This is a genomic window from Gracilibacillus xinjiangensis, from assembly GCF_042651765.1.
GTDB classification, from domain to species: Bacteria; Bacillota; Bacilli; order Bacillales; family Amphibacillaceae; genus Gracilibacillus; species Gracilibacillus xinjiangensis.
In genome coordinates this window covers 1,198,195-1,223,510 of record NZ_JBHSDT010000004.1, presented here as the reverse complement: position 1 = coordinate 1,223,510, position 25,316 = coordinate 1,198,195, and the positions used below count along the sequence as shown (strand labels likewise).

Sequence of the window (25,316 nt, the reverse complement as noted above, 5' to 3'; positions counted from 1 at the left end):
GCTATCTACAAATCAGTGGTATTTGTTACTATTTGTAATTAATTATATACAAAAAAAGATGAAAAGTCTGCATATATAATAAATATTTACCATATATGAAAGTTTTCATCCTTTTTTATTCTTATTATTGTGAAATGGGTACTCTGAATGATATAGCAGTACCTTTATTTAAAGCTGTATCTATATCAAGTCCATACCCGAAAAACTGTCGAAGCCTCTTGTCGGTATTTAGCAGCCCTATACCGTAATCCGGATTGTGTTTTTGTTCTTTGAGCATATCCAATACTTCAGTTGGAATTCCATTACCATTGTCTTTAATTATAATTTTAACATGATCCGCTTCTTTTTTAGTCTCTACTACAATCAACCCTTCATCAGGATTTTTTATAACCGCATGATGGACAGCATTCTCGATAATTGTTTGGATAGATAGTGGTGGCACCATAATCGGAACATTTTCGTCAATTTTCCACTCAATGTTCAACTTATCCTCAAATCTTACCTTCTCAATTGATAGATATGATTTTACAAGGGAAAGCTCTTCATCAAATGATACAAGATCATTTGCATTCTGGAAATCAAAACTAGTTTGTAAATAATATATGAAATGATCTAGCAATTCCTCCATCTTATTTGAGTCGATATCATTTAAAGCGAGAATCGAATTGATTGTATTAAATAGAAAATGAGGATTGATTTGCGCCCTCAACCATGCTGCCTCCATCTTCAATTGATCTCTAACTGCATAATTTAAGGCGATAAGTACTTTCACTCTAGCTCTTAGTTCAAAAGGGTCAACTGGCTTTATTAAATAATCATTGGCACCTGCCTTAAAACCAACTTCTAAATCCTCTTTTCTTGCTCTTGCGGTTAGTAATAGAATCGGAAGTTCGGAAATATCATATTTTGATCTGATTATTTCGGTTAATCTGTAACCAGACATTCCTGGCATCATGACATCACTAACAATTAATTGAAAATGCTCACGTCCGATTAGCTGCAAAGCTTCATTCCCATTGTTAGCATAAACTAGTTGATAATTTTCATTGATTAATATTTTTGATATAACTTCGAAGTTAACTTTTTCATCATCAACAATCAAGATTCTTGCTGCTGAATCAGTTGGTTTATTTATGCTTTCAGTAGATGATGTTATCTGTTTAGCACCATTTACAGGTATTGCTGTATCATATGCCATTTCGGATATATTCCCATGTGGCAATGTAAAAGAGATAATGGTCCCTTTCCCAACAACAGAGGATATACCGATTTCACCGCCATGAAGTCTAACTAATTCCTGTGTAATCGTTAAGCCTAATCCAATTCCCCCACTTACATAGTTTTTATTCTCTGTCGCTTGTTCGTAAGGTTTAAATATCCTATTAAGTGATTCACTTTCGATTCCAACCCCCTGATCAGCAATCAAAACCTTAACATATCCGTCTATTTGTTCAGCGTTTATCGTAATTGTCCCCTCATTTGTATATTTAACAGCATTATGGAGGATATTTAATAAAATTTGTTGGATTCTATTTTCATCACCAAACACGATTAATGGTTTTGTTTGAACATTATTAATTATTTCGACATTTTTCCCTTCTGTAAGATGTTGTATCATATCTGTAACCATATTAATAACTGATGAAAGATGTACATTTTTTTTATCAAGTCTGACACGCTTCTCTTTAAGCTGCGACAAATCTAATAGATCGTTTATTAATAAAGACATTCGTTTCCCAATATTAATGGACAAGTCGATAGCTTTTCTGTCTTCGGGAATTAATTTATTTTTGTTATTTTGCAATACATATTCGACAATATTTATCATACTATGCAAGGGATTCCTTAGTTCATGGGATGTATTTGCTAAGAAATCATCCTTATTTTTGATCGTTTTCTGTAATTCTATTGTTAATCTTTCTGTTTCCTGCACGTATCGCAAGAAACGTTTTATCCAAAATATGAGAAACGCTATAATTGCGATGGTAAAATCAACCGGATAAAAATCAAAAAACACTTCCGTATTATGCTTTAAAATAGCCCAAATCTCATTATGTAATATGGCGACAGCAGCTAACAATAAATAAATGATATCAGTTGTTCCACCACGAATGGCTCGAAAAAACTGTATATTGATTATTATCATTGTTGATAAAAGAACATAACCTAATAATTTTAGATACTGAAGAACAGTTTGGCTTGGAGCAATTATTACGAAAGCTATAAAGATGAGATATATTGCGATATGCAGGTATACTATTTTACTAAGGGCATACTTAGGCAGCAATGTTTTTATAAAGAGCAGGATAAAAATTGCTATCACTGTGTAATTAACGTTTCTAACCTTTAGTGTATCTCCATAATTTAATGTTAAATCAAGAAAAAGTACTGTATCTTCATCTAATAAAATCATAAGACTTGCACTAACTAATAAAAAGAAAAAATAGAGTAAGACCTTTTGTCTATATCGAATAAAATATATAATAATGGAAAGAGTTGCTAAAAGCAGAAATAAAATGAGTACAACAACCTTACTTAGCTTCGCTGTATCTAGATAATTTGCAATAACATCAGATTTACCAAAAATGAGTGGTTGAGTTTTTACCTTTATCATGTGATTATCATTACTTACTTGAACAGTCAGTTCAATCACAGGCCGATCTGCATAGAATTGGATAACAGTTGGCACAGTTTTCGCATAGAATTTATCTGGAGATTCAGTCGGATTGCCTGTCTTGCTCATTAATTCACCATTAATAAATACAGATGCCGCTATTGGAATTCTCGGAATATATATACTATATAAATCATTTAAAGATTCTTGATCCATTTTGATACTTAACTGATAGGTAGCGAAATTATATTCTGAGTCATCACCTGTTTCCAACCAATGTTCAGGAAATTTCCTGAACAGATGAGTATCGTTATTTTTCTCCTGGATGTCACTCGGATTAACCAGGTAGGGATAATATCGCCAGGAACCCTTCAAAGCAATACCTTTATTTGTATCGAAGTTTTCCTCAGATATGTAAATTTCGCCTTCGTTTGATTGATCCAAACTATTAATCGATTGAATATTCAGCCATATTAACCTAATTGATAGGAGACATATAACAAAAAGTAATAAAACACATGTATGTTTTAAGATCGTTCGTTGCTGCAATTCCTCCATATCCTTTCAAATTAGGATTTAACTCTCTATTATCAATAATAACTATACTTGCTAAAAAAATCGATAAGTTTTTAGCCTAACCATTCTTTCTCAAATGAATTTGCTGGCAGAGGCTTACTGAAATAATATCCTTGCATAATATAACAATTCTCTACTTGTTCTAACTGCCGCTTTGACTCAATACCCTCACATACCACTTCAATCCCTAAACTATGAAGGAGTAAGATGATATATTTCATAATACTTTTTACTTTTGGATTCGTGGACAATTGCTGCACATAAGATTTATCTATTTTAACTTTATCAATTGCTAACTCTGAGATATACTTTATTGAAGCATTGCCTATCCCGAAATTATCCAATGTAATCTTCACACCTAATTTTTTCAATGGTAACAGATTCTCCATAATTAATTCGATGTTATCCAGTAATGATTCTTCCATTAATTCGATTTCTATTGTATTTGGATTAGTTTCATAATATTTAAAATAATGGTTTATCTCTTTTAAAAATTGCTTATCTTTCAAAAGAACTGATGAAATATTTATGGATATAGGTATATCTCCATATCCCCTGTTACGCCAAGTTTGTTGTTGTTTCAATGCTTCATTAAGTACCCAATTAGTAATTTCTTCAGACAGACCCATTCTTCCACCAAGTTGAAATAATTCGCCTGGGGTGATATTGCCGAATTTAGGATTATTATAACGCAGCAGCACTTCCACACATACGATATGATTCGTCTGTGTATTAATTTGCGGCTGAAATACGAGATGAAAATGCATTAATTTAATTGCGTCTTTTAGACCGAGCTCAATATCATTGGTTCTGCTCATTTGCATTGCTAGTTCTTCGGTAAAAAATTGATGTTTGTTTCTTCCATTTTCTTTTGCACGATATAGTGCTATGTCTGCATAATTTAGGAGGGAGTGAATATGTTCAGAGTTTTCCGGATATAGTGCAATTCCGATTGATGACGTTAACTTAACTACATTACCATTAATATGCCACTCTTTTTTCAAACTGTGCAGAATCCTTGAAGCAATTTGATTAATCTGTTCATTTTCATTAAAATCTTCAACAATAATTGAAAATTCGTCGCCACCAGTCCTTGCAAACGTATCTGATTCTCTTAAACACTGTTTAACACGCTGGACAAATTCAATTAGAAATTGATCACCCGTGTCATGTCCAAAAGTATCATTTATATTTTTAAAATTATCACAGTCTAAGTAGAGAATCGCAAATTTCGTGTGATTCTGTCTAGCCTTCTCATAACACTTAGCAAGCCTTTCTTCAAATAGCCTGCGATTTGGTATTTTAGTTAAAGCATCAAAAAATGCTAGCTTTTCTACCTGTAATTGCAATTTTTTTCGTTCATCGATATCTCTTGCAATCATAATATACTGTCCAATATTTCCCTCGGAAGTATAAATTGGATCAATGTTAAGTTCGAACCATCTATATTCGCCTGTACTATTAACCATTTGGACATCTATTCTATGATTATGTAAAAGTATTTGATTATTATAAATAGGTATGCTAGAAAGATTTTCAGGATGGATAAGTTTCTTAAATTGCTGCTGGACTAGTTCCTTATGCGAATATCCCAATACATCCTGGTATGAAGGGGAAGCATAATGAATAATTCCCTCTGCATTAATTATACAAATTAAATCATTTGTCTGTTCTACTATTGATTTGTAAGACTGTGGTTTATTATGGATTAAAGAATTTACTGATAAGTTACTGAAAAGTTGTTCTCTATCAAGTAAGTTTGCCAGACTATCTTTGTTAAGTTTTAATTCTTTCATACTCAATATCCCTACCTATCCTTTGCTTTCTATCAGTTTAAAGCACCACTTTTCATCCATCTAATCAATTATATCAAACGATACTCTACAAAAAATATACAGAGATTAACTGAACTCTTGTGCAATCAGTAAAGGGCAGGAAATTCTCTCAATAAAAAACAGAGGAATCTGCAGTTTTCATTCTTGCTGCATTTTCCCCTGCTATTTATTAGTATTCAACTTTATCTGCTGTAATGGACCATAATTCGAATGGCAGTTTGGTTGACTCCACATCGATTTTCTCCATTAACATACTTCTTTCTCCCATCGGTAAACCGATCTGATCATATATAAACTTGTCATCAAATCCGATTTCAGCTGCATCTTCTCTTGTATTAAAGTAATATACCGCACGAGGTCTTGCCCAATAAATCGCACCTAAACACATTGGGCATGGTTCACAGGTTGTATAGATTTCACAATCTGTTAATTGATAATCATCTAAAGTACTGCAAGCATCACGGATTGCAGAAATTTCGGCATGTGCCGTTGGATCATTTGCTGTTGTTACTACATTGGTCCCTTTCCCAACAATTTCCCCATCTTTTACTATTACGGCAGCAAAGGGGCCGCCATTTTTATTCTTCACATTCTCATATGCTAGTTCTAACGCTGTAGCCATATGCTCCTTATCCATGTTTTTCCTCCTATTTCTGTTATGACGATAGTAGATTTTCACAAAAGTATTGTAGCATATGTTTCACTATTACATTAACGTTTTAACCTTCCCTTAAGTACATAATATCTGTACTTTTTTTAAAAATGGAAAATAAATATTTGAAAACGTTTTTATGAAGTGCTATAATATGAATTATCAGAAAGGAATGTTATCGCTTTCGGGATCGATTTGAACTGATATAAATGCACGCACATGTAAAGATGGCGTCTAAATATCAGTTCACATTTCTTTACGCACTTGTAAAAATTCCTGAATCAAATCACCTGACTATTTTCTCATTTACTTAGGAACTTTCTTACAGCGTAAGCTACCCCGTCTTCTCGATTGGTTCTTGTTGTAAAATTAGCCATTGCTTTGATTTCTTCATTCGCATTTCCCATGGCCACACCGAATCCAGCTGCTTTAATCATCGATACGTCATTGAAGTTATCTCCTATTGCCATAACATCCTTCATTTTAATTCCATATTTTTTTGCAAATAATTCTACCGCGATACCTTTCTGTGCATCTGGGTGATTAAATTCTAAGTTAGAAAGACCTGATGACGTTATGGTAAGGTCAGGGGCCTTTTCTAGTGTTTCACGTACTCTTTCAAGTGTTGTATCATCCATAGAAAATGCTAACATCTTATATACTTCAATGTCCTCACGATCAAATAATGCTTCAAAATCGTCAACAGTCTCGATCCTCTCTTGTTGAAAACGATTGGTTGCTTCTAATTCAACATCCTCTCGTGATAAATGCGGGAATGCTGAAACCATAATATCAATCATTACTTCGAGAAACTTTTCCCGACTCTCTGAATATGTAGCTTTATTTGTAAATACTTCAAAATACATATTGTTTTGCTGACACACCTGTTGTATCTCTCGACATGTTTGTTTATCAAGCGGCGCAGACCTAATCAACTGTTCTGCTTTATCATAAATTTTTGCCCCATTTAAACAAATAATCGGAAAATCTAAACCGGCATTTCTTAGTGGTAACTTAGCTGCTGAATAGGACCTTCCTGTTGCAACGACTATCTCTACCCCATTATCTTTCGCCATCTGCAAAGCTTGTCGATTTTCCGCACTAATTTCGTGATTTTCGTTTAGCAACGTACCATCTAAGTCTGTTGCAATTAATTGCATATGCTATCCCCCAACTTTCTACAGTTTATGTGTCCTCATCTATAATTTTACTCTAAAAATAGTAGGAATGTAAGTATAAAAGTATGCTCGTTAGATTTTACAAAAAGCTAAAAATAGAGGAAGAAGCTTCCCCAAAATAAAAAAGCAAGCCGTCACTATCTTGAGGCTTACTTTTCCATGAATTATTCCTTACTAAATGCTTCTTGGATAATATAGTATGATTGTTTTAATCTTTCTTCATATTTAGGTACATTCCATTTTTCCCAGGTGAAACTTGCTAAATTTCCCAATGCGTTGTTTTCCATTGCCGGAAATGAATCGATTACCTGATTATTCTCATTTACGGCAATGGCACCAATATAAATTTCATCAATCATTAAACTTGCTCCTAATCCATGTTTGTACAAATCACCTGTTGCTTCTCTTTGACTTGGGTCTTTCATATTTAATAATAACCATGGCAATCTAATTTCAATAACACCTGTCTCCTCATTGATAGTATAATCTGTTAAAGAATTATATTCTGGTGCTTCCGGATTGCTGTTCCCTTTCAATAACTTACCAGTTTCATAGTAATCAAAAGGTATTACCTTATTCGTACTTGGGATTAATAATTCATTACTTAACGCATAGTTAATTCCGACAAATTCTCCACTGTTTTGCTTTACAGGGTCTTCTAAAGGATCGATTAATTTTAATTGATAGCGATACTGATAGGTGAAAAGGTCATAATAAGCATCAACAGTCACTCTTGACTCACCGTTTTGATCAATATCGATAATAAAATCTACTCCCTTACTGAAATGAATTTCTTTCAATGAATTACTTGTAAAATTACCTTGGTTGGGCACCGTATCTAACAGGATTTTCCAATCATAGTTTTTCACTTCATTTATATCTAATTTGATATAAAGGTAACGTTCATCATAATCTGTTTGCAGTTTTGTTAGATTACCCTCATCTTTCTCATAGAGTGTTGGACTATCTGACCAATCTGTTATCTCTCCATCTACGTTTATTTTTAAACGATCAAAGCTTAGAATGCCAAATTGTTGTTCGTTTGTTTGTGCATTGGACCAATATGGACGTCGATCCGGATTGTCATAATCCATTGTATTCCATGTCCGTTTGAACCACTCATCTTGCCATGTAAAAACAAGACCTCCGAGTAAACCTTCCCTTACGATATCTTCATAAAGATGAACTACAATCTCTCCTTGTTCCTGCTCTGATAAAAAGCCTTGATTCCATCCATTTGGATTAACATGTGTTTGGCCTCGGGAAGCCGGGACACCAAATTCGGCAATCAATATCGGAATATCATGTGCTGCATGGAGCTCTTCCAAGTAGGCAGCATAGTTATTACGTTGTCCGCGATGATCGGTATAATTCAAATAATCTTCTTCATAGTTTAAGAAATCAGGATAGTAGGGATAAACATGATAGGAAGCAAATTGCTTCGTTTTTTCCAATTCTCCCTTTACGTGAATGTGGTTAGGGTTAACGCTGACCATATCCTCTTCAGGACTAGGTTCGGCAGGGTGTTCCAGTAAATCTGTTGTCACCCAATTTGTAAAACTTACCGGGCGTATCCAATTATAATTATCCCTCTCATAGCTTACAAGTTCTTCTAATTGAACGGCAAGCCAATGTTCAAAGGGGCTTGCATTTTCAGTATAGACATACTCGCCATTGAATTGACCAATGTTGTGATGAACTTCATTCGTATTTACAACCATTTCCGGGAACCACTCAATGCCAATTATCCAACCAATCACATATGGAGAAATATCATCTGCATAGACGCCTGATGCATGGCCAGGCTGTGCTGGAACAGTTGCATTGCCATGAATAATATCAACTATTTTCTTCATTTCCGCCTGGAACTCCCGCATAATCTTTTCATCATATGCATCCAGCTTAGATGATAATCCCTCTTCATCAATCCAAACACCGTGAAATAAATATAGCTTATCCTCATGGTTTTCATTATACTGCTTAAATGCATGATAAAATTCTGGTGGATGAACCGTATAGATTCTTATTGAATTTGCACCCATTTCAGCTATTGATTGAAGCCAACGTGTATATTCCGCTTCTGTTATCGCGGCTTCACCTGGGAATGTCCCCGGTTTCCCCATTCCCATATTTACTCCTTTAACAGGAAGAGTTTCCCACTCCCCATTTATTAGAACTTCAAATTTTTCTTTATCAATACGGCTATTATATTGGAGGTCTTCTGATACTTTTTCTCCTTGTCCTTCGCTAGTAGTGTTTTCCTTGTTATGGCTAGTTTCTTGTAATATTTTATCCATAACTGGAACATAGGCAGACCAATAAAAAGAATCTTCTGAGTAGTTTTTGAATAGTTTGTACAACAAATCCATTCCTTTCATTTGATAGAAATAAGGAGTTGTTGCAATATCATTATAATCTCCTGCAAAATAATAGCTCGTTGTGCCATCCCGCTTGTTTTCCGTTATACTGGGAAATTCAATGGGAATGTTGAGTTCATCTAATAACTGCTCCCCTTCTGCAGTAAGATCCCAGCTGTAAACAGCCAAGGCTTTTGTCGGTTGATTCGCAGTAGTAATATCAAACCAATAAGAATAAGAATTGGTACCATTAATATCAAATTTTTCTTGTCCATCTTCAGTAAACTTAATATTTATACCTTTTCCATTAAAATGCTTATCCGCTTCTAAAAATACTACGTCACGCGTCTGATCATTTAACAATAAAAAACCTGCACCATCGAAATCATAAATATCTGGATATTCATTAGTTACCCAATTAGGAATTTCTGAATTGTTATCAGGATTTAATTCATCAAAATATCGACCAATCCAGCCAGTATGCTTTATCCCCAAATATTGTTGAAGACTTTCACTTACCTCTTCAGCTGTAGGGGAATTAAGTGTATTAAACTCTACGATAAAAGTGGCTGGTTTGTCTTGTTGTAATCTTGTTGCAATTTGTTGCCATTCCTCTTCTTCCAGGCCACCATACACTAAGTTTGATTGGCTAGCTTCTTCCTGATTATCGGCCCATGGTATATCTTGTTCATATACTCCATAAGTGTCTGCAATATAAATTAAGTCTGTCTCATCATAGGCATTAGGAGGTTCTTTTATTTGATATGTTTTTTCTTTTTCGTTTGGTACAAAACCGTAATAATCTTCTTCTAGATTGTATTTTGTTCCGTCTGCTTTCTCATATTTTAAATAATTCAACAGCCAAACTAATCCTTTGTGCTCTCTATAAGTTTCATCTGCAACGGTTTTATCAATAATCATGACATCCAATTCTGTTTCTTCTGTTGTAAACCATAAAACGATCGGTGATAGCATACAAATGAGTAGTAAAATTATGAATAAAGCTAACTTTTTCAATTATTGCCCCTCCTTACTTCCAAAGCCTTTTCTTTCTAAATATCCCCAATCCTGTTTACGCGAAAGAAAGTGGAAAATGCCTTCAATTCTCCAAACCAATGTAAGGGGGCGGTACCAGAAAATTTCTGAAAAGGATAGTAATAGTAAACGAAATAAATCTCTAGTACTTGGATATGTTTTTGTATTCCATGCTTCAAAAATAACGGCAGTAAATGAAAATATCGATCCATATAAAATAAATAGAAGGGAAAGCAATATAGAGAATTCCACGTAAATACTGCCTGTAAAAAAAGACCATATTACAAATATATAGCCAAACAGCTCGATAATAGGACCGAGACATTCTACAAGCCAAAAATAAGGTAACGATACCATACCGATTAATCCATACTTTGGTTGAAAAGTCATCCGTCTGTATTTCCACAAACTGTCCAATAATCCTTGGTGCCATCTGCGTCTTTGTTTGCGAATAGAATGAAGCGATTCTGGTGCTTCTGTCCAGCATATCGGTGTTGGGACAAATTGAATCTCTTTCTTCTCTTTACTGTCTTTTATATATTTTTGCAACTTGATCACTAATTCAATATCTTCACCTATCACATTCGTATCATATCCACCGACTGCTATCACATGTTTCTTCTCAAAAACACTAAATGCTCCAGAGATTATTAGTGATAAATTCATCTTACTTAATGCTAATCTACCCATTAAGAATGCTCGAAAATACTCAATTACTTGCATTACGACAAGCACTTTTTTTGAAAGGGAAACGCTCATTAGTGTACCTAATTGAATGTCATTCCCGTTCGCGATCTTTACACTACCACCTGCAGCTATAACTTTACCATTAGATTTCAATAAAGGCTTCATTACTCGTATTAAAGCGGAATTCTCTAGAATAGAGTCTGCGTCAATTGAGCATATATAAGGATATTTTGATAGATTTATTCCAACATTCAGAGCATCTGCCTTCCCGCCATTTGTTTTATCAACCAATAATAAATTACGGTGTATCTTTGACTGATATACACTGCCAACATCTTTTGTTTCTATTTGCTTTTTATAAACTTTATCAATTTTCCCCATCTCAAAGTAGTCTTGTATTTTTTCCAATGTACCATCAGTTGACCCATCATTGACAACAATAATTTCATACTGAGGGTATGTTAAACTTAATAGGGAATGAATACTTTCTATAATTCCCAACTCTTCATTATAAGCTGGCACAATAATCGTAACAGGCCGTGCCGAATGAAGTTCAATTAGTTCACTATCCTCTTTTGATTGGTCTAAATAATAGTCTTTCCTCAAATGACGCAAGGCATATAAGAGCATTGTTCCATATGTTACAATAACAAGGATCATATAAAGAAATATAAAAGAAGCAAAGAATATTAGGATATAATTTGTAACGGAAGATAGATTAAACATTTAATAACTCTCCTGTAAGACATTATTAGCCATTTCTTTTCCATATGGGTCATCGGTTGTTTGGATAAACTGATGTAAAATCTCCTTGCCATTGGCACTGTTTCCTAATGACTTTGCTGCCTGATAACGAACCCACCATTCCTTATCAGTTAACAGTTTCTGTAATGGTCCGCTTACCTGCTCCACAGGAAAGTAATTGAATATCTTTGCTAACATTAACCGTTCCTCCCAGAAGTTAGAATCCATTATCGGCATATACCTTTCCAAATCCGATACCGTTCCCATCGTACTTATTGCCTTCAATGAGCGAATTCTCATCTCACTATCATCACTATCTATTAATCTCTCAAGAAAAGTAATTTGATCGCGATCACTTTCTTCGCCTATGGCATTGATCAACGCATAACGTAATGCTACTGGTAAACGATCAAATGAAGCGAAAAGTGGCTCTCTATCCTTTTTAGATAAAAGTAAAAGCAATTGGCGATATTCATACTCCCCTATGTTCATTGTTGAATGCAGCAACAGCCTATGAATTCGCTCCGGCTGATGCATAATTGCAATCTTATACATATAGATATACTCTTGATTGGTATACTTCTTCTTGCTATCTATCATTTGAGCGACATACTCATATAAACGATCCATACGAAAATCTATAATTCGGTATAGAGTATTCAGCCGTACACTTGACCGAAGATGCCTCAGTTTTTTTTGATAATAATCAACTAAGTAAAGATTGGCGAACATTGTTATTCTGCTGGTCAGCTCCTCGCTACTAACATTCTTAATATATTTGATTAATATTTCTTCAACAGCAGCAAAGTCCTGTTTATTTGTTGGTTTAATTATAGCTTGATTTTCTTTCTCATTAATTAAATAATCGAACCAATCATCTGCATGTTTTGTTATATAATTACTGATCAATAAACATTGTCTCTTACTTCTCCATCTCTGACTTACAACATAGCAAGTTAAAATGAATAAGAGCAAGCATAAGACTGCAATACCAATAGCTAATAAAATGACTAATTGCTTGATCATAGAGTATACCTTCTTACAATTTGTTCAATTTTCGCTGACAGCAACCTGATATTTACAGGTTTTGTAATATACTCATCAACTCCTGAGCGATAAGCGTAGATCATCGCTTCTTCCGAATTTCTATCTGAAAGCATAAATAGGATAAATTTATTCTTATTAGGGATTTCTTGAATATGATGAAGGATGTCTATTCCATTTCTTTTTGGTAGAATTTCATTAAACAATAATAAATGCGTGTCACCAGAATAGTACCAATCCGATTGCAGGAATTCTTCTCCATCAGCGAAAGTGCGAATCCTCCATGAGAAGCTCTCATTAGTCGTATTTTCCAAAATTGATTGCAACAGTCTTCTTACAACAGGGTCATTCTCCACAATACTAACCTTTGTCATAAAATGCTCTTTACTTTGTATTTGGCTGACGATTTCTGTTGAGAAAAATCCTTTCTCTTGTGCGTGATATAGACCTTCTTGTCCCTTCTTCACTACTTCCTTAAAAGATAAATTACCCTGGTTAATTTCTACAACACTTGCGGCTAATTCAATTGTAAAACGCTGCTCATTTTCATAAAAAAACCATACATCTTTATTAAAAATTCTTTTCAAATATGCAGAGGCTTCTCTTTCACCTGAATTGGTTAAAATCATCATCCAATTTGCTTCGACTGGTTGGGGAAACAGCAGATCTGAGGATCGTTTTTCATCTATTAAATAATTTTCAACTTTTCTGATTGCATGTTGTTTAATCGCATTATTTCTCGTTCTAGAAACATCACTTAATGGATGAATTGACAGAAAAACAATGGAAAACTTTAACTGATTTCGATGAAGATTAGCTGCCAGCATCTCATATATTTCTTCTGCTGTTTTTGTCTCCTCTAACAGGCTCTGTTGTGTAATCGTTTGTCTCATAAGCACCACCTATAGTAAAATCTGTCCTTTTGTAATTTATACACCTAATTTTTGTACGAATATTTATAATTATTTAACATTCTATCATAGAAACCTATACACTTTATATACAATTAATCATAAACAGAATCATATAAAGGGAGGATTTGTCTGTGATTCCACCCTTTATAAGCAGGAAGAACTTATCAGGAAGTTAACTGCCGTGATAAACCATTTATTTCAGTAATGTTACAATTGTCATCATTTTTTAACGGAACAACATGTTTGATTGGTAGATAAACGGTGTATAGATTACTAACACAGAAAATAACACAACATTATATGGAGGTTCTTCAAATGAAAGAATTTAAATCAAAAAATATTACTTTAAATAAAAAATTATCAATTAATGAGGTTCTGGCAATTAACTTATATCAAAAAGTGTACGATGGGAATATTTACTTGCTACATAACCATGAATTGGTTAACACGGAACAGCTACCTGAACTGGTTACATTCTCACTACTAATAGAAGAAGGTACAGAATTACAGTGTGTTGTAGAAGGTCCGAATCCAGAAGAAGCTTTAGAAGAAGTTTCTCATAGATTACATGCAAGGGTACTAAGTGAAGCATTATAAAATAAGGAAGAGAGCAGGGTGCCTCAAAAACACCCGGTTCCCTTCCTTATTTGTTACATAAAATCAAAATAATACCGGATAATATGAAAAAATATCGGCGATGTATAAGTTAAACTATCGATTCGACTTAAATACCGTCCTTTCAGCAACTCCTGTTTTTCTTGATTACCAATTAGCAAATCCCGTTTTAAAACAGAAATTGTTAAACTTCCAATAAATCCTGCCACACTAATAATCACTCCTGATAAAATACCAAAGTTGAATGCAAAAGGTGTCAAATATGGATATAAGGTATAAGAAATTACTGTAGTCAGCATTATTCCACCAATAAATCCTTCCCAGGTAATATAAGGATTGGCTGATGGAATAACCTTTCTTTTTCCAATGTACAATGTGATGAGATATTGGATTACATCATTAGCCTGTGTTAATATGATTAAGAATAAAACCAAGTTAGATCCGTACTCTGGTGTTGCGAATTGATAATAAGCTAAGTGACTTAGACCAAATACCATGAGCATCACACCCCACTGTGTAAAACTTACAGAACGAAGGAAACCAATAGTTCCTTTTCTAATAATCCTTGGTAATGGTAAAAATAAGAATACATAGACAGGAATAAAGACAATAAACATACCATACCACCCAATGAATATCCAATAATATTGAATAGGGATCATGAGGTAGGCCCACAAAAATAGTCTGCGGTCAGATTTCCTTGTTTTCATCATCGAAAAATACTCGTTCAGTGCAAAATAAGATAGAGCCATTATTGATAATAAAGATAATGTTGGGCTGAATAATGTTGCAAAGAAAAAAACTATAAACATTCCCCACCATACTTTCACCCGATACTGTATACCTGAAAAATCTTTATTTGGTTGTTTATTTTTTGCAATGATATATAATATTGTTGCAATCGTAATTGTTAAAAGAATAATAGATAATGTCCAGATTGTTTCTTCCATATAATACCCCTCTTTTTTTCCTGCTTCATTTATTTTACAATAACTCATATATAATAAAAAGGTGAGAATATAAGGTGGAGACTTTAGAATGTGCTATGTTTATATTATGCTTTCAGATACCGGGACCCTGTTTACGACAATGATTAAAAAATATACCAAAGCACCATATAACCATGCTTCCATTTCATTTGATCCACAGTTAAAAGAAATGTACAGCTTTGGTCGAAAACATCCAAAAAACCCCCTAAATGGCGGATTTGTAAAAGAAGATATATGGTCAGGGACATTTAGCAGATACCCGGATACTACTTGTGTTATTTATAAATTAAGGGTTAGTGAAAGGCAAATAATAAAAATGAAACGTGTACTTCATGTTTTTATTAAAAATAATGATAAATTCCTATACAATATTTTAGGTGTACTCGGGGTCTCTATAAAAGAACCTGTTGAATTTAGCAACTCTTACTTTTGTTCCCAATTTGTTGCCGAAATCTTAAATCGATCAGGGATAAAGTTGTGGGATAAACTCCCTGTAATGGTGACACCAGATGATTTTAGGAACTGTGACAAATTAGAGTTAATTTATGAGGGCAAGCTTTTTGAATTCAAACCGATCATACAACACATGCCTAAATAGAAGGGATTTCACAGGATTGTATCTTTATAGATTTGGGTAAGATATGGATAAAGATACGAACGGTTTAGAATAGGAGTGAGAGCTTGGGTAAACTGAAATTTTTATCAATGTTAATCATTGTTCTCTTAGGTATTTATTATTTTTATGGTGATGAATTCCAGCAATCTGGTATCACTGGTGTCAGTAACGAAATCAAAGATGATGTTCAATCAATCATTGAACACCCTCAGCTTCACGCAATCATTGACACCATTAACCAAGAGTTTCAATTATTAAGAGGGAGAATAGAAAACTTAGGGGAAGAGAATAAAGACACAAAAATGACTGATGTGGAGAAACCGGACCTATCTGTTCCTTCATCCCAAACTTTTTCCATATATAATATTGAATTAGGCGATACAAAAGCAGAAGTAGAAAACGAGATAGGGAATGCAAAACGAAACTCCCTCAATGAATATGGAGTCGATTGGTATACTTATCACGAAAATTACCAGAACTTTGTCATGGTTGCCTATAATGCTAATCAGCAAGTCGCAGGACTTTATACAAATCAAAACCTGCTTACATCAACCAATGGTTTGACCATTGGCAGTGAAAGAAACAATGTCAGGTCTGCATTAGGTGACCCGATCGACGGTATTCGTAAAGGATTTACTTATTATCAAACTCAAAATAATGAGGAGTATGATACATTTCTAATCGATCAAAATTATGTCACCATTTTTTATGACTTGCATCAAGGCGAAACCGTTACTGCTGTCCAAATAATTTCAGCAGATTTAGAAAGTGAGAAAGCTGGCTTTTTTGCTGATCCTAGTGATCAATTAAGACAAGGCTTCGAATCTCAATTGTTTGATTTGACCAATGCTGCAAGAGTGGTTCATGGAAAACGGGTGTTAGCATGGACAGAATCTGTAAAAGAAACAGCACGTCATCATAGTGAAGATATGGCTAGTAACAATTATTTCTCTCACACAAATTTAGATGGGGAAACTCCATTTGACCGATTAACATCGGATGGTATCGATTATCGAATGGCCGGAGAAAATTTAGCTGCCGGGCAATCTAGTAGTATATTTGCCCATGAAGGATTAATGAATTCACTTGGTCACAGGAAAAATATTTTAAAGGGTGACTATCATTCTCTTGCGGTTGGTGTGGCATTTGGGAGTGACGCCAGACCATTTTACACTGAGAATTTTATCACACCCTAAAGAAATTCTTGATTGAGGCTGGGACAAATCAAAGATCTTTTGTCCCAGCCCTTTTTCTTAATTAGACCATATTTCCATCAGTTTCAAGGCATCATTATTTAGTGATGTCTTTGTATCTGAAGCAAGGTTACTTTTTGTTAGTTGTTTGGTAAAGTCATCCAAATGCTTGATCGCTTGCTTTATGTTGTTATTTTCCAAATGATGTTGGGCCTGATCCAATTTGTTGAATAAAACAGATAAATTCTTATCACTTGTTTCCAGCTGAAGTATATGTTTCATTGCCCTTATATTGACAGTATAATCGACATTCGGGAATTTTAATGATCCATTTAACACCTCTTCCCTTATGTCTTCACCAAGATAATAACTTATATGCGGCGGCTGATTATAAGTAGTGTTTTGCCACGCAATTCCCATGCGGTACACAGTGTCATGCATTAATGTTGGCAGCCTGTAATCTGTTGGAATGGTTGTACTGAAGATACGTAATTCTGAACTATCTTCTGTCGGATAGATTACCTCTTCTCGCCAATCACCTAATATATCCGCTTGCAGGGTAGGATTCGCTTTCGTACCATTATTGCTTACAACCTCTTCAAACCTTTCCATCACAGTGACTTGGTTAGTTTCTTCATCATATTTAGAAATGGTAGTCCCATCAAGTAACTCATGGAACAAATCTCCATCCCAGTATGTCACAAAGTTTACTGGAAGACCAATGTCTCTAAAGCTGTCTGTGATGACATCTCCTTGTACATTATAGACGCCGCCACCAGTTTCTACAGTTCCTCCGCCAGTACCCCAGAATTCATAGCCCGGCTTCGAGGTAATATTAGCAGCAACTCCGCGGCCAGCATCTTTGAATGCATAGAATGATTGTAATGTTTCCCCAGTTGCACCATCGCGATATTGTAATGAGGCAACAGCAGGATCTTCATGAACACCAAACACATGAAGACCCTCACGGTTTGGGTCAAATGCGCCAACATGAAGTGCATCTCCATGGGAACCTTTCTCCCGGCCCATTTCTCCGTCCATTGCATAAAGAATCGTTCCATCATGATCTAATGTCAATGATCCAGCGATAATCTCGTCAAATCCATCATTATCCACATCACCTGTTGCAAGATTATGGTTACCCAAACCTTCACCACGGCCAGCCTCATCTGTATCAAATACCCAATCTTCTGATAGCTTACCATCTTTTAGACTGTAAGAAACAAAACCTGTTCTTTCATAATATCCGCGTCCGTATATCGCACTAGGGTTTTTTCCATTGATATATGCAACACCAGAAAGGAAGCGGTCAGATCTGTTATAAAAGCTATCACCCCATGAGATGCCTCCATCCCCTTCTTCTTTTTCTACAGGGAAAGCAAAATCAATTGTATCAATTACTTCACCTGTTTCCCCATTGAATACCGAAACATATTCCGGTCCACCGACTACATGACCGCCATCATTAATCCAGCGTCCATCGTCTTCAGGATTGCCAATTACACTGACTACCTTATCCGGATCATATACGCCATCTGTTGTACCATATACCGTTGTTGCATCAGCTGTCTTAATTAAAAACTCTGATTTCCCATTACCATCCATATCTGCCACAACAAATTGATGATATTGCGGACCAGATGTTAAGTTCATTCCCATATTCATTCGCCACATTAATGTTCCATCTAACTTGTATGCATCAAAAATCGTCGGACCTGTTATCACATCTTCTAATGCAGTCATTGCATTGGATGGACGCCATAACAGGATAATTTCATATTCTCCATCACCATCTAAATCCCCGACACTAGCATCATTAGCACTATAGGTATAATCGCCTGTCGGTGTCGTCCCACCTTCAGGTTTTTGCACTGGTATGGATAAGTAATTTTGAGATGCTGCGATCACTTCACTATTATCTGTCTTCTCACCATTTATCAGTGTCTCTACTTTGTATGCAGCTCCAGCTGTCCCTTGCTGGTCTACATAGTTCGTTACAGCAAGTGGTTCATTGTTTACCTTCTCACCATTTCGATATAAGTTAAAGGTAACATCTTTATCATACTCATCTGCCAGTAAACGCCATGATACGAAAATTCCATCATCAGCTTGGAGTGCAATTACACCTCTGTCTAACCATTCTGTATTACGATTCGTTTCCGGTGGTGTTAGTCTATTATAGACATAGATAGATGCTTTCCGACCAAAAATGTTCTCAATCTCATTATCTTCAGCAATAGTTCCCTCAAAATGATAGACACCTGCTTTATTTGGGTCCCATTTTTTATCGGATTCTTTCCATTCATTGACTGCTACATTTACTGTTTCATTATTCGCTAATACAACAGGCACTGTTTCTGGTAATCCAATCGAATCAATGCTTTCTGTTGTTTCACCAACATAAACACGGTGATATGGTAAGGATTGGATACTTGTAATCATATGATCTGCAATTGGCTTATGATAAATTCCAATATTATCTAAGTACGTTGTCCATGTATGATTATTTCCAGATGTACGAATTCCCACAAGTCTAAGTGTTGAAATTGTGCCATCAAAGGTCACACCGTCTAATGAGGATTGGTGAGATTCCCTTTCCCCAGTCTCTTTATTCTCAATCGTTAAGGTTGCATTATTTTCTAATAAATCAAAGGCAACTTTAATATTATACCATGTAAGGGGATTATCGAAACTTGTTGTGGTAGCCTCATTATTACCCAGGAAATATTTAAGGGCCGCGTTATTTGTATGATTTAAAGTGAAAATCGGATTTTTCGAACTGTCAAGAATTCTAAATTCTCCCCCATTTTCACTAGGGTGGGAACCTTTATCATTATGTTTCCCTGGATACCAGTCAAATTCGACAAGCATTTTTGTTCCCATTACTGGAGTATCCAATGGTTTTGTGGCAACACGGCCGCCTGACTGATCGATAATAGTAAAATCTAGTTTTGCTGTGTCATTTCCTGCTAACTCTTCTTCATGGATAGAAAGAGTTGCGCCTGACGTTGTAAAGCCTGCGTTTTCTTCTATAAGTTCACCTGTATCGCCGAAGTCAGTGAAATATACATTTTCATATTCATCTACATTAGTTATTTCTTCTACAGCATGTATGGAAACATAGGAAAAATTACTGATTATTAGCATAGCTATTACTATGAAGAATAAACTTCTTTTTAAACCTTTAGGAAATTGCAAACCATCATCCACTCCTTCTTTATTGTTATAATAAGAGACACGCATTAATGAAACAGAATAATTCCCCCCCTTTCATGTAAGCGTATTCATAATTCTGTTTTTTTAATGGAAGTCTCGATAACAGATTAACAACACTGGTTCAATTATGTAAATAGGATTTTTTTGCGTCTCTCAATCATTGATATAGAAGAATATTTAAAAGTTTTAATACTTTATTGTAGTATCAATAACGATTAAGCAATTATTTACTAGTAAATTTGTTCACCTTTTTATCTGTTAGTAATCTCACAATAGTAGAAAATGCATAATAACGATAAGTGTATGGTCCTACTCCTCGTTGCATGCTGAAATTATTTATTAGTGAATTTAAATAGAAACTTTTCATCATTTTCATATAAATGCTGAAAGAGAAGCCCAGTATGGTAGGCAATAACACACTGGGCTCTTCCTTATGAAAATAATTCTATTAGTTTTGACCAGAATCCTTTTTCTTCTTCTTCTTCTTCAACTGGTTCTACTTCTTCTTGCTCTACAATACTCTCCGTCTTAATAACGAATTGAACTGTTTCCACCTTTTCATTCTTATCAGAAACAAATGATACTGGATCAAAATTCGATTTATCAAATTCCTCTATCATTTTATCAACTTCTGATTGTATTTCATCTGGCATTTCACTTGTAGCATCAGCTAATTCAGACGTTCCATTCTGAAGCTCTCCAGCACCGATTGATAATTCACCTGCACCATTTGATAATTCAGCAATGCCGCTATTTATCCCACTGTAATTATTCGCTAATTGACTCACTCCATTTGTATATGACACTAAGCCATTATGAAATTCCTGATAATTAGTGGAGAGACTTGCAATTCCGTCCTGTAATTGACCTAAAGAATCAGTTACATCCATTGTTTCCAATGAGTATGATAAATTAGTCGCAATTGTTTTTAAAGAACTGGACATTTCGGTCAGGGTTCCATTGACTTGATTTAATGTCCCATCAATCGCATTAAAAGCTTCTTTTACATTACGATACGTTTCTTTTACAGTCACAGCTGCTTTATATGTTTCTACTAGTTTATCAACTACATTACTATTGGCTCCGCTATTATATAATGCATTAATTTGTTCTTGATTGACACCAGATGCAGGCAATGCTTCTATCGCTTGATCTAATGCATGGAATGCATTCACATAGTTTTCATGCAATGTGGATAATCCAGCAGCTGTTTCATTCAGACCATTTCCAATTTGCGTAAGTCCTTTTGGTAATTGTGTTAATTGTGATAAATCTATCTCCTCGGTTTCACCTTGAAGCGATTGGTTCATTAGTGTTAAGGCCTCTTGGATGGAAAGCGATGCATTGACCAATTCAGTTGATGATTGGTTTATTTCTTCTATCCCGTTATTGTATTTCTGAGAACCATCGGCAAGGTTCGCAATACCTGTATTCAATTCAGCAATGCCGTCTTCTAATTGTGAAACACCTGAATTAATTTCAGCTACTGCATCCGATAATGTTTCCATCTCTCCTGTCATTTCATCTACATCAGGAGTATCTATTGACATAGAAGATGGTACAGCATTTATTTCAATCCCATTTAGTTCAAAATCAGTTACATCTGCAGATAAGGTCAGATTTCCATCCTTCTCTGGCATTACTGTAAAAGTGACTTGTTTGTTCTTACCTGCATTGGCAATGGTGCCCTCAGGTGCACTAATATTATTATATACAGATGGATCTAAAGTTAGAGAAACTTGCAATAAATAATTCTGATAAAAAACGGTATTTGCATTCTTATTTTCTGTTGTTGTAATTACAATTTCTAGTGCTCCGTCTTTCCCTAACATATCTTCTGGTTTTATCGTCTGTCCATCTAATGTGTATACTATTGATATATCCCATGGCAATGAACGGTTTCCCAGGTTCCCTTGGTAATAATATTCTCCCTCATCTGCATGAAAAACCACTTCTTGGTCTGTCTGTTCTATTTCGGTTAAGTCGGTTAAGTTTTTAACAGTCGTATATGGTCCATTATCAATAATTTGCCCAGCTTTACTTATATCAAAGCGATTGACCACATACAATGCTTGTTCTTCACCAGTTGCAGAAAGGGTTGCATAGACAACCTCATCCTTACTTTCATATTCACCGCTGGATTCATCCCCGCTACTCGCTTCAACCTCATCCTCATTCGAGGCTGCATTAACGAATGAGGGAAGAACGAGAACGAGTGTGAGCAACAGAAGAAATATATTTTTCCATCTCATATTATCATGTCTCCTTATAATAATTTGCGTTCCATGTTGTTTTATTAATTACTTTATCAAATACTAATAACATCGCTGGAAGGAAGCAGATCACCATTACAAATGCAAGTAATGCACCACGCCCTAACAATAACCCAATCGATGATACAACTGGATTTGTAGATGTTATCCATAGTATGAATCCAACACTTGATAGAATAGATGCAGACACGGCAATTGAGAAGAATTTCTCATTGATTGTTTGTTTAATTGCCTGTAATGCCGGCATTTTTTGACGATTTTCTTTATACCCCTCCATCAATAAAATCGCATAATCGACTGTTGCTGCTAGCTGAACAGTACTAATAATCAGATAACCTACAAAAACCAGGGAAGAGTTTGTAAAATACGGTACAGCTAAATTAATCCAAACAGCTGATTGGATTGTAAGTAATAATACAATAGGAATAGTTAAAGAACGAAATGTTAATAACAGAACAATCGCTATCGCTATAACTGTCAACAGATTAACAACTGTATTATCTTTTTCAACAGTATGTTTTATATCATATAGTGTTACACTTTCTCCAAGTGTATAGCTTGCATCATCATAATACTCTTTTGCTAATCGATTCACATTTTCAACCAAAGTAAATGCCTTGTCTCCTTCAGTATCCGTTTTACCATAAATAATAATTCTACTGTAATTTTCCGAATAGAATTGATCTGTTACCGATTGATCTAAATATTCTGAAGGAATCACAGGGCTTACTGTGTTAACATATGCAAGCACACTAGCAACATCATTTAATTTCTCCAAATCCTGAACAAGTACCTCTTCTTTTGCTGGATCACCTTTTGGTACCAATAGAACAACAGGAGTAGATTTTCCAAAAGTTTCTTCTATTTTGATTAAATCACTTCCTGCTCTAGTAGAATCAGGTTGTTCTCCAATCCCGTAGATAAAATTAGTGTTATTTTGCGCCAAAAATGCTGGAACAATGATGATTAAGACAATAAATAAACTTGGAATTCTTAATTTAATAATTCTTTTTCCTGCATTTTTAAACTTTGGTATGATTGGTTGATGTTTCGTCTTGTCCATCCATTTGTAAAAACATAATGTAAGTGCCGGCAAGAAGATCATGACACTAATAAAACTTAACACAATCCCTTTTACTAAGTTGACACCTAAGTCCGAACCTATTTCAAATTTCATAAATGTTAAGGCAATGAAACCGAAGAAAGTTGTTGATGCACTTGCAGCAATAGCCGGGAAAGATTTTTTCATCGCTAACTGCATTGCTTCTTTCGGATCCGATACCCTCTCACGATAGTCCGAGAAACTATGCAGCAGAAAGATCGCATAATCCAGCGAGACGGCCAATTGAAGAATTGGAGCAACCGATTGAGTAACAAAGGAAACTTCTCCAATAAAGATATTTGTGCCAAGATTGATAAGCACAGATACACCTATTGCGGTTAGGAAAAAGACCGGTTCGATCCAGGAATTTGTTGAAATCACTAATATAATTATAATGATTGGTACTAGCAAGGCCGCAGCATACATTGATTCTTTTCCAGCCATTGTTTGCGATGTAGCTGTGTTTAACGCTTCACCAGACATTGCATTCTTCTCACCGATAACTTCGTAAATGTCATTCGTAATCTCAACTTCATCACCTTCACGAATACTTAGAGTAATCAATGCATTATTATCTTTATAGTATGTTTCAACAGTTTCTGGGTCAGCGATTTCAATTGGTGTTTTAACATCTATTGCATCATCAAGCCACATTACATCAGATACACCATCAATAGAAGCAAGCTGTTCTTTATATTCCAGCCCTTCTTGTATGGTAACATCTTGTAACATTACACGAACATTTTGCGTTGAGCCCTCGAATTCTTGATCCATCACTTCCATCGCATTTGTTGATGGGGCATCTTCAGGTAAATAATCCACCATATTATAGTTTACAGAAACAAAAAACTGTGCAACTGAACTAATTACTGCAATAATCAGGAAGGCAATGACCACTGTTTTTTTATGTTTTACTATTGACGTAACTATGATTCTTCATCCTCTCTTGCATAAACGAACATTCCACTATATCATTATAAAGACACGGTGTTGCTTATACAACAGACAGTTTTCTAGTCTTTGTTAAATGAACAACAGTTTTAGAAAATGTGTTGGATAGTTAACAAAATCTCAATATTTAAGAAGGTGTTTTACAACATGCCAATAAAAATGGATCGCCGGAAAAAGTATACGCAAATGGTTTTGAAAGAAAGTTTTTTGAAATTACTCAATGAAAAACAATTATCAAGTATAACTGTGAAGGAATTATGTCAACTAGCCGATATTAATCGTTCTACATTTTATTCCCATTATGCCGATCAATATGATCTTTTGTCCAAGATGGAAGAGGAGATTATTGAAGATATGAATAAATATTTGAGTGAGTGCAATTTTACAAAAGAAGATGAATCTGAACAGGTCACAGAAAAATTGATGGAATACATTGTTAAAAATAAGAAAGTATGTCAGACTTTATTATGCGGGAATGGTGATGCGAGTTTTCTTGAGAAGGTAATGTTAGTTGCTAAAGAAAATATTAAAAAAAATGGATTCTTAGGAAATCATTTTAATGAGGATACAGCAGACTATTGGAGCACTTTTATTGTAAGTGGAGGAATCTATGTAATCAAAAACTGGTTAGAAAGAGGAATGGACAAAACGCCGAGAGAGATGGCACTCATGATTAATGCTTTTGCCAGTTCTGGAATGAACATGTTGAAGTTCCATTAAACCTT

The 25,316-nt window shown here is 34.9% G+C and carries 16 protein-coding genes; 4 read left to right on the top strand and 12 right to left on the bottom strand.

Translation table 11 applies throughout. The features are described from left to right. Positions 1-124: 124 nt before the first annotated feature. The 8 genes from ACFOY7_RS10050 to ACFOY7_RS10015 all read right to left on the bottom strand — a co-directional run bounded on the left by ACFOY7_RS10050 (position 125) and on the right by ACFOY7_RS10015 (position 13,615). On the bottom strand, positions 125-3,163 hold the full coding sequence (locus tag ACFOY7_RS10050; protein WP_390251914.1) for an ATP-binding protein: 3,039 nt from the start codon (positions 3,161-3,163) through the stop codon (positions 125-127). An 80-nt stretch (positions 3,164-3,243) separates the two neighbouring features. Then, positions 3,244-4,986, bottom strand: coding sequence for an EAL domain-containing protein (locus ACFOY7_RS10045; protein ID WP_390251913.1), 1,743 nt, complete (start codon positions 4,984-4,986; stop codon positions 3,244-3,246). A 208-nt stretch (positions 4,987-5,194) separates the two neighbouring features. Continuing rightward, positions 5,195-5,662 carry a nucleoside deaminase gene (locus ACFOY7_RS10040; protein WP_390251912.1) on the bottom strand — a complete coding sequence of 156 codons (468 nt, stop codon included), beginning with the start codon at positions 5,660-5,662 and terminating at the stop codon, positions 5,195-5,197. Between the two features lie 317 nt (positions 5,663-5,979). Then, on the bottom strand, positions 5,980-6,837 hold the full coding sequence (locus ACFOY7_RS10035; protein ID WP_390251911.1) for a Cof-type HAD-IIB family hydrolase: 858 nt from the start codon (positions 6,835-6,837) through the stop codon (positions 5,980-5,982). 182 nt (positions 6,838-7,019) lie between these two features. Beyond that, positions 7,020-10,229 carry a hypothetical protein gene (locus ACFOY7_RS10030; protein WP_390251910.1) on the bottom strand — a complete coding sequence of 1,070 codons (3,210 nt, stop codon included), beginning with the start codon at positions 10,227-10,229 and terminating at the stop codon, positions 7,020-7,022. Further along, positions 10,230-11,660, bottom strand: a complete 1,431-nt coding sequence (locus ACFOY7_RS10025; protein WP_390251909.1) for a glycosyltransferase family 2 protein — start codon at positions 11,658-11,660, stop codon at positions 10,230-10,232. It abuts the gene before it with no gap. Next, positions 11,661-12,704, bottom strand: a complete 1,044-nt coding sequence (locus ACFOY7_RS10020) for a HEAT repeat domain-containing protein (RefSeq protein WP_390251908.1) — start codon at positions 12,702-12,704, stop codon at positions 11,661-11,663. Beyond that, on the bottom strand, positions 12,701-13,615 hold the full coding sequence (locus ACFOY7_RS10015; RefSeq protein WP_390251907.1) for a response regulator transcription factor: 915 nt from the start codon (positions 13,613-13,615) through the stop codon (positions 12,701-12,703). The genes ACFOY7_RS10020 and ACFOY7_RS10015 overlap by 4 nt, the downstream gene beginning before the upstream one ends. Positions 13,616-13,951: 336 nt before the next feature. On the opposite strand from ACFOY7_RS10015, the gene ACFOY7_RS10010 reads away from it, so the two are divergent. Then, positions 13,952-14,233, top strand: coding sequence for a hypothetical protein (locus tag ACFOY7_RS10010; RefSeq protein ID WP_390251906.1), 282 nt, complete (start codon positions 13,952-13,954; stop codon positions 14,231-14,233). A gap of 53 nt (positions 14,234-14,286) precedes the next feature. Here the strand turns inward: ACFOY7_RS10010 and ACFOY7_RS10005 are convergent, their stop codons facing one another. Next, complete coding sequence (locus tag ACFOY7_RS10005; protein ID WP_390251905.1) at positions 14,287-15,201, bottom strand: phosphatidate cytidylyltransferase; 915 nt, start codon at positions 15,199-15,201, stop codon at positions 14,287-14,289. A gap of 88 nt (positions 15,202-15,289) precedes the next feature. On the opposite strand from ACFOY7_RS10005, the gene ACFOY7_RS10000 reads away from it, so the two are divergent. Both ACFOY7_RS10000 and ACFOY7_RS09995 read left to right on the top strand, forming a co-directional pair. After that, complete coding sequence (locus tag ACFOY7_RS10000) at positions 15,290-15,838, top strand: hypothetical protein (protein WP_390251904.1); 549 nt, start codon at positions 15,290-15,292, stop codon at positions 15,836-15,838. Positions 15,839-15,921: 83 nt separating this feature from the next. Beyond that, the gene (locus tag ACFOY7_RS09995) at positions 15,922-17,052 is read left to right on the top strand and encodes a CAP domain-containing protein (RefSeq protein ID WP_390251903.1); all 1,131 of its coding nucleotides are present in this window, start codon (positions 15,922-15,924) and stop codon (positions 17,050-17,052) included. Between the two features lie 57 nt (positions 17,053-17,109). Here the strand turns inward: ACFOY7_RS09995 and ACFOY7_RS09990 are convergent, their stop codons facing one another. From ACFOY7_RS09990 to ACFOY7_RS09980, 3 genes are all read right to left on the bottom strand, one after another. Continuing rightward, positions 17,110-20,292 (bottom strand): rhamnogalacturonan lyase family protein, encoded by a 3,183-nt coding sequence (locus tag ACFOY7_RS09990; protein WP_390251902.1) that lies wholly within the window; start codon positions 20,290-20,292, stop codon positions 17,110-17,112. Positions 20,293-20,696: 404 nt separating this feature from the next. After that, positions 20,697-22,517, bottom strand: a complete 1,821-nt coding sequence (locus ACFOY7_RS09985) for a YhgE/Pip domain-containing protein (RefSeq protein WP_390251901.1) — start codon at positions 22,515-22,517, stop codon at positions 20,697-20,699. 4 nt (positions 22,518-22,521) lie between these two features. Then, a complete protein-coding gene (locus tag ACFOY7_RS09980) occupies positions 22,522-24,465 on the bottom strand; it encodes an efflux RND transporter permease subunit (RefSeq protein WP_390252075.1) in 1,944 nt (647 codons plus the stop codon). 273 nt (positions 24,466-24,738) lie between these two features. On the opposite strand from ACFOY7_RS09980, the gene ACFOY7_RS09975 reads away from it, so the two are divergent. Further along, the gene (locus tag ACFOY7_RS09975) at positions 24,739-25,311 is read left to right on the top strand and encodes a TetR/AcrR family transcriptional regulator (protein WP_390251900.1); all 573 of its coding nucleotides are present in this window, start codon (positions 24,739-24,741) and stop codon (positions 25,309-25,311) included. Positions 25,312-25,316: the final 5 nt, after the last annotated feature.

Bases quoted from the DNA above. Each gene is read 5' to 3' on its own strand.
- ACFOY7_RS10045 (WP_390251913.1), bottom strand. From the start codon at position 4,986: ATGAAAGAATTAAAACTTAACAAAGATAGTCTGGCAAACTTACTTGAT.
- ACFOY7_RS10040 (WP_390251912.1), bottom strand. From the start codon at position 5,662: ATGGATAAGGAGCATATGGCTACAGCGTTAGAACTAGCATATGAGAAT.
- ACFOY7_RS10035 (WP_390251911.1), bottom strand. From the start codon at position 6,837: ATGCAATTAATTGCAACAGACTTAGATGGTACGTTGCTAAACGAAAAT.
- ACFOY7_RS10025 (WP_390251909.1), bottom strand. From the start codon at position 11,660: ATGTTTAATCTATCTTCCGTTACAAATTATATCCTAATATTCTTTGCT.
- ACFOY7_RS10020 (WP_390251908.1), bottom strand. From the start codon at position 12,704: ATGATCAAGCAATTAGTCATTTTATTAGCTATTGGTATTGCAGTCTTA.
- ACFOY7_RS10015 (WP_390251907.1), bottom strand. From the start codon at position 13,615: ATGAGACAAACGATTACACAACAGAGCCTGTTAGAGGAGACAAAAACA.
- ACFOY7_RS10010 (WP_390251906.1), top strand. From the start codon at position 13,952: ATGAAAGAATTTAAATCAAAAAATATTACTTTAAATAAAAAATTATCA.
- ACFOY7_RS10005 (WP_390251905.1), bottom strand. From the start codon at position 15,201: ATGGAAGAAACAATCTGGACATTATCTATTATTCTTTTAACAATTACG.
- ACFOY7_RS10000 (WP_390251904.1), top strand. From the start codon at position 15,290: ATGTGCTATGTTTATATTATGCTTTCAGATACCGGGACCCTGTTTACG.
- ACFOY7_RS09990 (WP_390251902.1), bottom strand. From the start codon at position 20,292: ATGCGTGTCTCTTATTATAACAATAAAGAAGGAGTGGATGATGGTTTG.
- ACFOY7_RS09985 (WP_390251901.1), bottom strand. From the start codon at position 22,517: ATGAGATGGAAAAATATATTTCTTCTGTTGCTCACACTCGTTCTCGTT.
- ACFOY7_RS09980 (WP_390252075.1), bottom strand. From the start codon at position 24,465: ATGGTGGATTATTTACCTGAAGATGCCCCATCAACAAATGCGATGGAA.
- ACFOY7_RS09975 (WP_390251900.1), top strand. From the start codon at position 24,739: ATGCCAATAAAAATGGATCGCCGGAAAAAGTATACGCAAATGGTTTTG.